The following is a 13,505-nucleotide window of genomic DNA, read 5'->3' as shown; positions in this document are numbered from 1 at the left end:
GCCGGGGCGGAAAAGCCCCCTACAAGATTATGTAGTTCTCGCCCGAAGCGGCCCCTCGACGAAGGCCACCGTGGATACCGCGCCCCACCTGCCGGGCGCTCGACTCCCTCGTGTCCAAGGGAAGGGGCACTGCCGCCATGAGCGAAGAACACACCGTCGAGGTCTGTGGTCTCCAGGACCACCCGGACCTCGTACTGCCCACCGTCGACGTGACGGCGGCCGGGCCGACCGCCACTCCGATCCAGCAGGCCGTGGAGCTCGCGCGGGTGCACGGGCCCTTGTACGTCCGCAGGTACCACGGGCGCGAGACCGTCTGGGCCGGTTCCCTGGAACTGGTCGAGGAGCTGTCGGACGAGACGCGGTTCGCCAAGGGGGTCGGCCCCGCGCTGCAGAACGTCCGCGGCATCGCGGGCGACGGCCTGTTCACGGCGTACGACGACGAGCCCAACTGGGCCAAGGCGCACGACATCCTGCTCCCCGCGTTCGCCATGAACTCGATGCGGACGTACCACCCGCACATGCTGCGCGTGGCCCGGCGCCTCATCGCCTCCTGGGACGGCCGGTTCGCGCCGGGCGCGGCCGAGTCCGCGCCGGTGGAGGTCTCCGAGGACATGACCAGGATGACGCTGGACACCATCGGCCTGTCCGGCTTCGGCTACGACTTCGAGTCGTTCGGCCGCACCGATCCGCACCCCTTCGTACAGGCTCTCGTACGGGGCCTGGCACACAGTCAGGCGAAGCTGGCCCGGGATCCCGCCGGGGACTACGCCGCCGACGACGCGGCGTTCGAGGCCGACGCCGCCTTCCTCGCCCGGGTCGTCGACGAGGTCATCGAGACCCGCAAGGCATCGGGCGACACGACCGCCGACGACCTGCTCGGCCTGATGCTCAACTCCCCGCACCCCGGCAGCGGAGAGACCCTGGACGAGGCGAACATCCGCAACCAGGTCATCACGTTCCTCATCGCCGGGCACGAGACGACGTCCGGCACGCTCGCCTTCGCCCTCCACCACCTGATGAAGAACCCGGCGGTCCTGCACCTCGCCCAGGCCGAGGTCGACGCCCTGTGGGGCGACGATCCCGACCCCGAACCGACGTACGAAGACGTGGGCAAGCTGCGTTACGTGCGCCAGGTGCTCAACGAGGCGCTGCGGCTGTGGCCCACCGCGCCCGCGTTCCAGCGCAGGGCCCGCGCCGACACGACTCTCGGCGGGCATCCGATCGAGGCGGGACAGTACGTGGTGGTGCTGACCCCGATGCTGCACCGGGACCCGGTCTGGGGCGACAACGTCGAGGAGTTCGACCCCGACCGCTTCGCCCCGGAGACGGAGGCGGCCCGCTCCGCGCACGCGTACAAGCCGTTCGGAACCGGTGAACGCGCCTGCATCGGGCGGCAGTTCGCGCTGCACGAGGCCACGATGCTGCTCGGCATGCTGGTGCACCGCTACCGGTTCATCGACCGCGCCGACTACCGCCTGAAGGTCAAGGAGACCCTCACCCTCAAGCCCGAGGGCTTCACGATGACGCTGGCGGCGCGGACCGCCGCGGACCGTGCGCGCGGCAGGGCCGGTGCCGGGGGCGCGTTCGGCGGCACCGCACAGCTCTCCCGGACGTCACGCCCGGATGCCGGTCGGCCTGAGGACGGCCTCCCCACCCGCGCGATGCCGGGCACCGCCCTCACGCTGCTCCACGGTTCCAACTTCGGGACCTGCCGGGGATACGCCGAGCAGCTCGCGGACCTCGCTGCCGACCTCGGCTTCGACGCACGCGTCGCCCCGCTCGACGACGCCGCCGGTGCGCTGCGCGCACTGCCCGCCGACTCCCCCGTCGTGATCGTCACCGCGTCCTACAACGGCAGGCCCACCGACGACGCGGGCGAGTTCGTCTCCTGGCTGACCCGGGCCGCGCCGGACGCGGCCGCCGGTGTGCGGTACGCGGTCCTCGGCGTCGGCGACCGCAACTGGGCGGCGACCTATCAGCGGGTGCCCACGCTCATCGACGACGGGCTCGCCGCCGCAGGCGCGATCCGCCTCCTGGAGCGCGCCGAGGCCGACGCCTCCGGGGACCTCGCAGGGTCGGTGGAGCGCTTCACCGCAACGCTGCGGCACACGCTGCTGCGGCAGTACGGCGACCCGGAGAGCGCCGGGACCACCGCCCCCGCACCGGCCACCAGGGGCTACGACGTCGTGGAGGTCTCCGGCGGGCCGCTGGACGCGCTGGACGCCCGGCACGGCACGGTGCCGATGACGGTCACGGAGGCGTCCGACCTCGTCGACCTCACCCATCCGCTCGCCCGCGCCAAGCGGTTCCTGCGGGTGGCGCTCCCCGACGGCGTCACCTATCGCACCGCCGACCACCTCGCGGTACTGCCGGTCAACGCCCCAGAGTCGGTCGAGCGCGCGGCGTCGCTGTTCGGCGTCGACCCGGACGCGGTGCTCAACATCCGGGCGCACCGGCCCGGCCGCACCACCCTGCCGCTGGACCGGCCCGTGGCCGTCCGTGAACTCCTCGGCCGCTACGTCGAGTTGCGGGACGCCCCGACAGCCGCCCAGGTCGCCCTGCTCGCCGAGCACAACCCGTGCCCGCCCGAGCGCGCCGCCCTGGAGCAACTGGCAGCCGACCCAGGGGCCTTGGGCGCGCGGCCCGGGAACCTCCTCGACCTGGTCGAGGACCATCCGGCCCTGCGCGGGCAACTCCCCTGGCCCGTCCTGCTCGAACTGCTGCCGCCGATCCGCGCCCGCCACTACTCGATCTCGTCGTCGCCCGCCGCCGCGCCGGGCCGTGCCGACCTGATGGTGTCGCTCCTCTCGGCACCGGACCGCTCGGGCCGCGGCACGTACCGCGGCACCGGTTCCTCGCACCTCCACCGCCTGCGGCCCGGCGACACGCTCCACGCGCGCGTACAGCCCTGCCGTGACGTCTTCCGGATCCCCGCGGACGCACGGACCCCCGTCATCATGATCGGCGCGGGCACGGGTCTCGCCCCCTTCCGCGGCGCCGTCGCCGACCGCGTGGCACTCCTCCGCAACGGCACCCCGCTCGCCCCCGCCCTCTGCTATTTCGGCTGCGACCACCCCGACGTCGACTACCTCCACCGCGCGGAACTCGAAGCGGCGGAGCGTGCGGGAGCGGTGTCGATGCGCCCGACGTACTCCCGGGCCCCCGAGGGCGAACTCCTCTTCGTCCAGCACCGCATCGCGGCCGAGGCCCAGGAGATCTGGCACCTCCTGGAGTCCGGAGCCCGGGTCTACGTCTGCGGCGACGGCGCCCGCATGGCCCCCGGCGTCCGCGAGGCCTTCCGGCAGCTCCACGTGAAGCACTCGGGCGATGACTCGCCTGAACGGGCCGAGGCCTGGTGGCAGGGGCTCGTCGCCGAGGGGAGGTACGTGGAGGACGTCTACGTGAGCGCCTGACCGCGACGGTACAGAAGATCCCCCGAATACCACGCTGGTTTACCCGCTACCGCGCTGGGTTGGCTCCGGGCTCAAACGCCCGTTGGATGCGGCCTTGTTACTCGCCGCAATACCGTCGGCGGCGACCGTGTCCGTCACAAGCACAGGGGGAATTCAGTGAGAGCTCACAGATTACCGCGCCTGATATCCGTGCTGTTGGCCGTGCTGACAGCACTGGCCATCGGCGGGGCGACGGCAGCGACCGCGTTGTCCGGCAACGCCCCGGGGAAGGCGGCCGCGGTGCCGCCTCGGAACGACACGTCCGATGAGCCGGTCTACTTCCTCAAGGGTTACCTCGGCGCGTCGTCGGATGCGACGGGCAGCGATTGCATGGATGCCTGGGGCCCCGCCGACAAACTCTTCGACGAGGCGGACTGGACCGGTCCGCGCCACTTCGTCGGGTATTACGCCGGCGACAAGAATTGCAATACCCCGCTTCTCGACGGAGGCACCAAGAACACCTCCCTCAAGGAACTGGGCAAGGCGCTCGCCTGGGAGATCTATCGCTCGTACTCCCAGGTCGGTCAGTCCGTGGACATCGTCTCCCACTCCATGGGCGGGCTGATCGCGCAGGCGGCCATCACCGGGGTCGAGCGTCACGAGACCGGATGGCCGCCCTACATCTACGTCGAGGACGTGGCCAGCGTCGCCGGGCCGCACGGCGGAACCACGTTCGCCTACGCCTGCGACCCGTTCGAGCCGACCACCCAGTGCCGTGAGATGAGGCCGGGCTCCGGCTTCCTCGACTGGACGAACGACAACCCGCAGTCCGCTCAGGGAACCGACTGGACCCTCATCGGAGCGGAATCAGACTGGAAGATCAAATGGTCCGCCCTGGCGATGTCGGCGGACCATCGGGTCTGGTATCCCGAAACCGACGCCACCGACGGCTGGACCCACGAGAATCTCAACGAGATAACCACCGGGGTCTATCCGCAGTGGTACCAGAACGTGCCCGAACGGCCCGGACACGACCGGACCGGCGCGGCTCCCGCCCGCGTCGCGATGAACGCCCTCTACTGGTGCGAGAAGTGGTAGGAGCGTGACCGGTCCGCGAGCAGCCGCTTGCGATGACCGTGGCGGCGAACGGCAGTGACCAGAACGATGGCCGTGCCGACGGCGATCCCCGGGATCGAGAGAAGCACGGCCAGCACCACCCCGCCCGCAAAGGTGACGTGACCTTCGGGATGCCCGATGGCGTACCGCGACGGGCCCTGGGACGAGCAGGTGATCTCGTACTCGCCCGCCCGTGACACCTAGATGGTGCGGAGCGGGTTCCAGGTCTCGTCGCGGGTGAGAAACACGTCGATTCCCGGATCGGTGAGAGCGGGGGCGCCCGAGCCGGTGATCTTGCAGTCCTGGGTGGCGGACGGGCCCCGGTCCTTGATCCAGATCGCCTTTTCGCTCTCCGGCTCCAGCCGCAGGGTCACGGTGTCACCGTCGGCGAACGGGTGGCCGGTGTCCACCGCGTCGATCGCGCTGTCGAGCCGCTGCACCGCGATGACCACGCCCAGCACGATCAGCGGGACGGCGGTCACGGCCACGGTGACGTACCAGTGACGGCCGGTCGGGCGGATCGGGCCGCAAAACAACGAAGGCAAGGAGAATTGCTCTCCTTGCCACTCTTAACTTATAGCGCGGTGGGGGCCTTGCGGCAAGGCCCCGGTCGTGACGCACAATCCTCGGCCGAGGCCACAACCGGTGAGTGTGGTGCAAAAAGAACGCATGGGGAGTTGCTCAGTGACCGAGCGGTACGTGGTGGGTCTGCAGGACATCGACGAGACGCGGCTCGCGGTAGTCGGCGGAAAAGGCGCGAACCTGGGCGGGCTGTCGCGCATCGAGGGCATCCGGGTGCCGGACGCCTTCTGCGTGACGACGGACGCCTTCCGGCGGATCATGGCGCAGGCCCGCCTCGACGACCACCTCGACCGGCTGGCGCGGCTGGACCCGGACGACCGGGAGGGGATCCGCACGCTCAGCGCGGAGATCCGCCGGATCATCGAGGCGGTCGCGGTCCCGCAGGATCTCGCGGCAGTGATCACCGCCGAGATCACCCGCCTCGGCGAGCGGGGCGCCTACGCCGTCCGTTCCAGTGCGACGGCCGAGGACCTGCCGACGGCCTCCTTCGCCGGTCAGCAGGACACCTACCTGAACGTCATCGGACCCGAGGCGATCCTCCGGCACATCAGCCGGTGTTGGGCCTCGCTGTTCACCGAGCGGGCCGTGACCTACCGCCGGCGCAACGGCATCGACCACCACGCGGTCCACATGGCCGTGGTCGTGCAGCGCATGGTCACCCCGTACGCCTCCGGCATCCTGTTCACCGCCGACCCCGTCTCGGGCAACCGGAAGGTCGCCACCGTGGACGCCGGATTCGGTCTCGGTGAGGCCCTGGTCTCCGGCCTGGTGAACCCGGACGTCCACCGGGTGCGCGACGGTGAGATCGTCGAGCGGACGATCGCCGCGAAGGAGCGCGCCCTGTACGCCCTGCCGGCCGGGGGAACGCGGGAAGCGGCCGTCGACGCGGAGCAGCAGGAGAAGCCTGCGCTCACCGACGCGCAGGTCGTGGAGCTCGTGCGGCTCGGGCGGCGGATCGAGGCGCACTTCGGGCGGCCGCAGGACATCGAATGGTGCCTGGTCGATGGGGACGACGGTGACGGCGACGGTGCCGACGCCGGGTTCCGGATCGTGCAGAGCCGGCCGATCACGACGCTGTTCCCCGTGCCCGAGACCGACGACCAGGACAACCACCTGTACGTCTCCACCGGCCACCAGCAGATGATGACCGACGCCATGAAGCCGTTGGGGCTCTCCATGTGGCAGCTGACGGCCATGGTGCCGATGCACCACGCGGGCGGACGGCTGTTCGTCGACGTCATCCGGCGCCTGGGCTCGCCCGCGAGCCGTGCCGGTCTCCTGGATCTCATCGGGAAGGGGGATCCGCTGATCCGGGACGCGCTGGAAACCGTCCTCGACCGCGGCGACTTCGTCCCCTCGCTCCCGGACGAAGGCTCCGGCGGCCCGCGGCCCGGTGGCGCACCCGCCCCCATTCCCACCGATTCCGCCGTCGTCACCGAACTGATCGAACGCAGCCGGACGTCCCTCGACGCCCTGCGGCGCGACATCCGGTCGAAGTCCGGGCCCGCGCTGTTCGCGTACCTGCTGGAGGCCTTCGATGAGCACAAGCGGGTGCTGGGCGATCCGCTGAGCATGCAGGCGATCATGGCGGGGATGGAGGCCACGTGGTGGCTCAACGACAACCTGCAGGAGTGGCTGGGCGAGAAGAACGCGGCTGACACGCTGACGCTCTCGGCCCCCGACAACATCACGTCGGAGATGGGCCTCGCGCTGCTGGACGTCGCCGACGCCGTCCGCCCGCACCCGGAGGTGGTCGCGTTCCTGCGGAACGTCGGGGACGCCGAGGGCATCGGCTTCCTGGAGCGCATGGCGGGACTGCCGGGCGGGACGGCGGCGCGCGACGCCATCGAGTCGTACCTCGACCACTACGGCATGCGCTGCGTCGGCGAGATCGACATCACGAGGCCGCGCTGGAGCGAGCGGCCCGCCGCGCTCGTGCCCGTCATCCTCGACAACGTCAGGAACTTCGGGCCCGGTGCCGCCGAGCGCCGCTTCGAGCAGGGGCGGCAGGAGGCGTACAAGAAGGAACAGGACGTGCTGGCCCGCCTGCGGCTGCTGCCGGACGGGGAGCGGAAGGCCGACGAGACCAAGCGGATGATCGACCGGGTCCGCACCTTCGTCGGCTACCGGGAGTACCCGAAGTACAACATCGTCAGCCGCTACTTCGTCTACAAGCAGGCGCTGTTGAAGGAGGCCGACCGCCTCGTGCGGGCGGGCGTGCTCGCCGAGCGGGAGGACATCTACTACCTCACCTTCCAGGAGGTCCACCAGGTCGCGGTCTCGCAGCAGGTGGACGAGGGGCTCATCCGGCGGCGCAAGGACGACTTCCGTTCCTACGAGGCGCTCACCCCGCCCCGGGTGCTCACCTCGGACGGCGAGGCCATCACCGGGGCGTACCGCCGCGACGGCGTGCCGGACGGCGCCCTGGTGGGCCTGCCCGTCTCCGCGGGGACGGTCGAGGGCAGGGCCCGTGTCATCCACGACATCGCGGAGGCCGACCTGGAGGCGGGCGACATCCTGGTCACCGCCTTCACCGACCCCAGCTGGTCGCCCCTGTTCGTGGCGGTCGCGGGGCTGGTGACGGAGGCGGGCGGCCTGATGACCCACGGCGCGGTGATCGCCCGCGAGTACGGCCTCCCGGCCGTCGTGGGCGTGGACGGCGCCACGCGCCGCATCCGGGACGGCCAGCGGATCCGGGTGCACGGGATCGACGGGTACGTGGAGATCCTCGACTGACCGTGCGACTGGCGATCCGGGCGACGGCTCGATGTGCGCGGGCGCGGTCAGCCCCTGTACGTCTCCAGCAGCCGCAACCACACCTCGCTGATCGTCGGATACGCGGGGACCGCGTGCCACAGGCGGCTCAGGGGGATCTCGCCCGCGATCGCCATCGTCGCCGAGTGGATGAGTTCGCCCACTCCGGGGCCGACGAACGTGACGCCGAGGAGGATCTCGCGGTCCAGGTCCACGATCATGCGGGCGCGGCCGCGGTAGCCGTCGGCGTAGAGGCCCGCTCCGGCGACTCCGGACATGTCGTAGTCGACGGCGCGGACGCGGTGGCCCGCCGCTTCCGCCTCCGCGAGGGTCAGGCCCGCGGAGGCGGCCTCGGGGTCGGTGAAGACGACCTGCGGGACCGCGGCGTGGTCGGCGGTGGCGGCGTGGGCGCCCCAGCGGTCGGTCTCCAGGATCGGGACGCCCTGGGCGCGGGCGGCGATGGCGGCGCCCGCGATGCGGGCCTGGTACTTGCCCTGATGGGTGAGGAGCGCGCGGCGGTTCGCGTCGCCGACCGCGTAGAGCCAGTCGCTGCCCTCGACGCGGAGGCTGTCGTCGACCTGGAGGTACGAGCCGGGCCGCAGGCCGACGGTCTCCAGGCCGATGTCGTCGGTGCGCGGGGCGCGGCCGGTGGCGAAGAGGATCTCGTCGGCCTCCAGCGTGGAGCCGTCGTCCAGGGTCGCCGTCACGGTGCCGTTCTCGCGGCGCACCGCGGTGACCGAGACGCCCGAGCGGATCTCGGCGCCCGCCTCGGTGAGCGCCTCCCGCACCAGCTCCCCGGCGAACGGCTCCATGCGGGGCAGCAGGCCCCCGCCGCGCACGAGGACCGTGACCTGCGACCCCAGCGCCTGCCAGGCGGTCGCCATCTCGACGGCGACGACGCCGCCGCCCACGACGAGGAGGCGGCCGGGGGCGTGGTCGGCACTGGTGGCCTCGCGGCTGGTCCACGGCTTGACGTCGGCGAGGCCCGGCAGGTCGGGCAGGGCCGCGCGGGTGCCGGTGCAGACGGCGACCGCGTGGCGGGCGCGGAGCGTGTGCCCGGTGCCGTCCGTGCCGGTGACCGTGACCTCGCGGGGGCCCGCGATGCGGCCGTGGCCCCGGTACAGGTCGACGCCGACCCCCTCCAGCCAGCCGACCTGGCCGTCGTCCTTCCAGTGCGAGGTGTAGTCGTCGCGGTGCGCGAGGACCGCGGAGACGTCCAGTGGGCCCTGCACGGAGTCGCGCAGGCCCGGGACGTGGCGGGCGTCGGCGCGGGCGATGACGGGGCGCAGGAGGGCCTTGCTGGGCATGCAGGCCCAGTAGGAGCACTCGCCCCCGACGAGCTCGCTCTCCACGATCGCGGCACTCAGTCCCGCGGCGCGGGCGCGGTCCGCCACGTTCTCCCCCACGGGGCCCGCTCCGATGACTACAACGTCGTACGTGATGGCATCCGTCATGAGGACAGTGTGTCGGTAGGTGTGCGCCGTGGCCACACGGGTACGCGCGCGAGACACGCCGCTGCACGCGCGGCCCGTCCGCGCGTGCGACCAGGCGGAATACGTCCGCACGATCGGCCGTTGTGCACAGCGGCCACGCCCCATACATGGAAGTAGGGACACACCATGAGCAGCGCCACCGTGGAGCTCACCAAGGAGAACTTCGACCAGACGGTCACGGACAACGGATTCGTCCTGATCGACTTCTGGGCGGAGTGGTGCGGGCCCTGCAAGCAGTTCGCCCCCGTCTACGAGAAGGCGGCCGAGGCCAACCCCGACCTGGTGTTCGCCAAGGTCGACACGGAGGCCCAGCCCGAGCTGGCCCAGGCCTTCAACATCCAGTCCATCCCGACGCTGATGATCGTCCGCGACCAGGTGGCGGTGTTCTCCCAGCCGGGTGCGCTGCCCGAGGCCGCGCTCACGGACGTCATCGGTCAGGCCAGGAACCTGGACATGGACGAGGTCCGTCGGCAGGTCGCCGAGGAGCAGGCCAAGCAGCAGGGGCAGTAGGAGACGGACCCTAGCTGGACTCGCGGTGCACGACGTCCGCACCGAGCACGTCGTGCACCTCGGGTTCCGCGCCCGGGTCCCGGACCACGCGGTCGACCAGCTCGGCGAGGCCGCGGCCGGACGGCAGCTCGATGCGGACGGTGCTGAGGCGGGGGCGCAGCAGCCTGCCCAGCATCAGGTCGTCCGAGCCGATCACGGCGGTGTCCCCGGGGACGTCGATGCCCTCGTCCTGCAGGGCGCGCATCAGGAGCATCGCGTACTCGTCGTTGTAGGCGAAGACGGCGTCGATGCCCTCGGCGCGGCAGCGTGCGGCGAGCCGGGCGGCGGATTCCTCGTCGTAGGCGAGGGGCAGCTCGGTGACCGACGCGCCGGTGGTCCGCGCCCTCTCCACCGCTTGGTGGACCCCTTCGAGGCGTGGCTGCGAGAAGTGCTCAAGGCCGCCCTCCTCGGGCACGACGACGCCGATGGCGCGTCGGCCGCGGGCGAGGAAGTGCAGGGCCGCGGCCTCGCCGACCCTGCGGCCGTCCATGAGCAGGGCGTGCGCACCCTCGACGCGGTGCGGTCCGAGCGTGAAGACGGCTTTGGCGCCGGACCGCTTCAGGACCGTCACCCCGCGCGGGTTGAGCGCGGACGCGTCGGGCGCCAGGACCGCCACGGGGCGCAGTTCGGCCCAGGCGCGGGCCGCGTCCTCGCCGGTCAGGCCGAGGCTGGCGTACTGGACGACGGTGTAGTCGAAGCTGCTGAGTGCCCACTGCAGTTCGTTGAAGAACCGGCTGAAGAGCGGGCCCATCGGGATCTCCGACGTGGGCATGAGGACCATGCGGCTGTGCCCGGCGCGGAGGCTGCGGGCGGCTGCGTGCGGGACGTAGCCGAGCTCCCTGGCCGCTTCGTGGACGCGGCGGCGGGTGGGTTCGCTGATCCGGACGGCGCTGGTGTTGTTGAGGACGTACGAGACGGTCGCGCGGGAGACCCCCGCCAGGCGGGCGACGTCGGCGCTCGTCGGCACGGAGCGCTGCGTGGGCTGCTGCTTCGGTATCTGCACCATGACAGGGGCATCTTTGCAGACGGCGGCGGAGGGGCCGGAGGCGGGCGGTGGAGCCGGGCCGTGCCCGTGGCGTGAACTTCCCTGCCGTCGTTCGGCGTTGGTGCCGTTCCGTGCCGAGCTACTCGCCGGTTAACGTTCGGACACCCGTCGTCGAGCGAAGGTGTCCCCCACATGACTGCCGACCGTGCCGAAGGCCTGGCGCGCACCGCCCGCGCGCTCGCCGAGGGAGAGGTGACCTCGCGTGCGCTGACCGAGCGGACGCTGGCCAGGATCGAGGCCGCACAGCCCGTGCTCAACGCCTTCAAGCTGGTGCGGGCCGAGGCCGCGCTCGCCGAGGCGGACGCCGCCGACCGGGAGCTCGCGGCGGGCGCGGCCGGCTCCGGGCGGCCGCTGCTCGGGGTGCCGCTCGCGGTGAAGGACGACATGGACGTGGCGGGTGAGCCGACCGCGTTCGGGTGCCGGGGCGACTTCCCGCCGAAGACGGCGGACTCCGAGGCCGTCCGTCGGCTCCGGGCGGCCGGGGCCGTGATCGTCGGCAAGACCAACACGTGCGAGCTGGGGCAGTGGCCGTTCACGGAGGGGCCGGGCTTCGGCGACACCCGCAACCCGTGGAACCCGGGGCACACGCCCGGCGGGTCGTCGGGCGGTTCGGCGGCCGCAGTCGCGGCGGGTCTCGTCCCCGCGGCGCTGGGGTCGGACGGCGCGGGCTCGGTGCGGATCCCCGCCGCCTGGACCCATCTCGTCGGGATCAAGCCGCAGCGCGGGCGGATATCGACGTGGCCGTGGCCCGAGGCCTTCCAAGGCATCACCGTCAACGGCCCGCTCGCGAGGACGGTCGCGGACGCGGCGCTGCTCCTCGACGCGGCGAGCGGCGGCCACGAGGGTGACCTGCACCGGCCGGTACCCGTGCGGGCGGCGCGGGCCGCGACCCGTGATCCCGGGCGGCTGCGCATCGCCCTGTCCTTGCGGATGCCGTTCACGGCGACGCCCAAGCAGCTGCATCCCGTGGTGCGGGACCGGGTGGTGGCGCTCGCCGACCGGCTCGCCGCGCTCGGCCACGACGTCGAGGAGGCCGACCCGCGCTACGGCCAGATCGGCCTTGCGTTCGTGCCGCGCGCGACGGCCGGTATCGCCGAGTGGACCCGGCAGGTGCCCGACTTCTCGCTCCTGGACCGGCGGACGCGGGAAGCGGCGCGCATGGGGCGGCTGTTGGGCGGCGCGCCGCTGCGGCTGGCGCGCCGCGCGGAGGCCGCGCTGCACCGCAGGGTCGGGGCGGTCTTCTCGACGTACGACGTGGTGATCGCCCCGACGACGGCCGCACCGCCGCCGCGCGTCGGCACGCTCGCCGCGATGAGCGGCTGGCGGACCGACCGGGCGATGATCGCCGCCTGCCCCTACGCGTGGCCCTGGAACGTCCTCGGCTGGCCGGGCGTCAACGTGCCCGCGGGGCGCACACCGGGTGGGCTGCCCGTCGGCGCGCAGTTGCTCGGGCCCGCGGGAAGCGAGCCGCTCCTGGTGTCCCTGGCGGCGCAGTTGGAGGCGGACCAGCGGTGGTACGAGCGGTGGCCGACGTCCCTGCCGGACGTGGCGGTCTCGTGATCGCGGGGGGGGCTCGCGGCGATGGCGGGCGCACGATTGCGGCTCGCTCATGAGCGTGCCAACTCCCGCCACAGACCGGGGTCCTCGAAACCGAGCGCCCACAGCACGGTGTTGCGCACCCCGTGCCGCCGCAGCACGGGCAGGTGCGCGGCGGTTCCGCGGGCGTCCTGGTACCAGACGGTCCGGCTCGTCCGCCCGTCCTTGTACGTGAAGTGGGGCGTGCTGGAGCGGGGGTCGATGCGGTAGGGGGCGCCGACCTTGCGGCGCAGCGCCTCGGCCTCCCGCGAGGTCACGTGCCGGGCCCTTTCGCGCTTGCCGACGGCCCAGTCCCAGCCGTAGGCGGGCAGTCCCGTCTCCAGCTTGTGCCTGGGCACTTCGGCGGTGGCGCGGCGCAGGATCTCGTCGTACCAGGCCGGGGTGGAGAGCGGGCCGGGCGTGCCCTCGGCCCAGTGCAGGTTGTAGGCCATGACGCGCAGCCGGTCGACGGCCGCGCCGAGCCGCTCGTAGTCCCAGACGCGTCCGGTGCCCGCAGTCTTCGGGGAGACGGTGACGACGCATTGCTTGCGCAGGGCGTGGAGCCGACGGCAGAGGTCGGTGACCAGCGTGGCGTAGCCGTCCCGGACCTTCTCGTAGGCGGCGTCGCCGGTCGGCGCGATCGTTTCGTAGTCGAGGTCGAGGCCGTCGTAGGCGCGGCTGCGGGCGGTGCGGAGCAGGGCCTCGATGTGTGTGGCGCGGCGGCCGGGGTCGGTCACCACGGCGGCGAGCTCGCCGCGCGGCAGGGTCTCCATGACGGTCGGCACGACCTTGATGCCCGCCCGGTGCAGCCCGTCGACGATCCGCCGCTCCCCCGCGCCGGTGTGCGGGTCGACACGCCCGGCCGACCGCGTCCGGTACCAGAACGGGCTGACGGTGTGCAGCTGGTCGGCGTGGCGCAGGGCGTTCTTGTACGCGGCTTCCTGGTCCCAGTACGGGAGCCAGGCGGAGACGGTGCGGGGCGGTGGCGCGGGGGAGCGG

General features: G+C 72.3%; 10 protein-coding genes. 5 read left to right on the top strand and 5 right to left on the bottom strand.

All coding sequences use genetic code 11. From position 1 onward, the window contains the following. The first annotated feature begins 137 nt into the window (after nucleotides 1-137). A complete protein-coding gene (locus AOK03_RS06720) occupies nucleotides 138-3,413 on the top strand; it encodes a bifunctional cytochrome P450/NADPH--P450 reductase (protein WP_055564243.1) in 3,276 nt (1,091 codons plus the stop codon). A 201-nt stretch (nucleotides 3,414-3,614) separates the two neighbouring features. Further along, nucleotides 3,615-4,490 carry an alpha/beta hydrolase gene (locus AOK03_RS06715; protein ID WP_157868875.1) on the top strand — a complete coding sequence of 292 codons (876 nt, stop codon included), beginning with the start codon at nucleotides 3,615-3,617 and terminating at the stop codon, nucleotides 4,488-4,490. Here AOK03_RS06715 and AOK03_RS06710 read toward each other — a convergent pair. Both AOK03_RS06710 and AOK03_RS06705 read right to left on the bottom strand, forming a co-directional pair. Further along, a complete protein-coding gene (locus tag AOK03_RS06710) occupies nucleotides 4,469-4,708 on the bottom strand; it encodes a hypothetical protein (RefSeq protein ID WP_055564241.1) in 240 nt (79 codons plus the stop codon). The two genes, AOK03_RS06715 and AOK03_RS06710, sit on opposite strands and share 22 nt — an antisense overlap. Next, nucleotides 4,709-5,053, bottom strand: a complete 345-nt coding sequence (locus AOK03_RS06705; protein WP_157868874.1) for a hypothetical protein — start codon at nucleotides 5,051-5,053, stop codon at nucleotides 4,709-4,711. 139 nt (nucleotides 5,054-5,192) lie between these two features. Here AOK03_RS06705 and rph point away from each other — a divergent pair, with 139 nt between their 5' ends. Next, nucleotides 5,193-7,826: a rifamycin-inactivating phosphotransferase gene (gene rph / locus AOK03_RS06700; protein ID WP_055564239.1), complete on the top strand. Its 2,634-nt coding sequence runs from the start codon at nucleotides 5,193-5,195 to the stop codon at nucleotides 7,824-7,826. A gap of 47 nt (nucleotides 7,827-7,873) precedes the next feature. On the opposite strand, the gene AOK03_RS06695 is transcribed toward rph, so the two are convergent. Next, nucleotides 7,874-9,298: a dihydrolipoyl dehydrogenase family protein gene (locus AOK03_RS06695; RefSeq protein WP_055564238.1), complete on the bottom strand. Its 1,425-nt coding sequence runs from the start codon at nucleotides 9,296-9,298 to the stop codon at nucleotides 7,874-7,876. Nucleotides 9,299-9,463: 165 nt separating this feature from the next. On the opposite strand from AOK03_RS06695, the gene trxA reads away from it, so the two are divergent. Next, nucleotides 9,464-9,847 (top strand): thioredoxin, encoded by a 384-nt coding sequence (trxA, locus tag AOK03_RS06690; RefSeq protein ID WP_055564237.1) that lies wholly within the window; start codon nucleotides 9,464-9,466, stop codon nucleotides 9,845-9,847. A gap of 10 nt (nucleotides 9,848-9,857) precedes the next feature. On the opposite strand, the gene AOK03_RS06685 is transcribed toward trxA, so the two are convergent. Beyond that, a complete protein-coding gene (locus AOK03_RS06685) occupies nucleotides 9,858-10,892 on the bottom strand; it encodes a LacI family DNA-binding transcriptional regulator (protein ID WP_055564236.1) in 1,035 nt (344 codons plus the stop codon). Nucleotides 10,893-11,063: 171 nt separating this feature from the next. Here AOK03_RS06685 and AOK03_RS06680 point away from each other — a divergent pair, with 171 nt between their 5' ends. Then, nucleotides 11,064-12,491, top strand: coding sequence for an amidase (locus AOK03_RS06680; protein ID WP_055564235.1), 1,428 nt, complete (start codon nucleotides 11,064-11,066; stop codon nucleotides 12,489-12,491). A 47-nt stretch (nucleotides 12,492-12,538) separates the two neighbouring features. Here the strand turns inward: AOK03_RS06680 and AOK03_RS06675 are convergent. Beyond that, nucleotides 12,539-13,505: glycosyl hydrolase family 18 protein (locus AOK03_RS06675; protein ID WP_055564234.1), on the bottom strand; the 967-nt coding region annotated here is incomplete at its 5' end.

Origin of the sequence: Streptomyces atriruber, from assembly GCF_001418325.1 — a bacterium.
GTDB lineage: Bacteria > Actinomycetota > Actinomycetes > Streptomycetales > Streptomycetaceae > Streptomyces > Streptomyces atriruber.
This window is presented reverse-complemented; position numbering and strand designations above follow the sequence as displayed.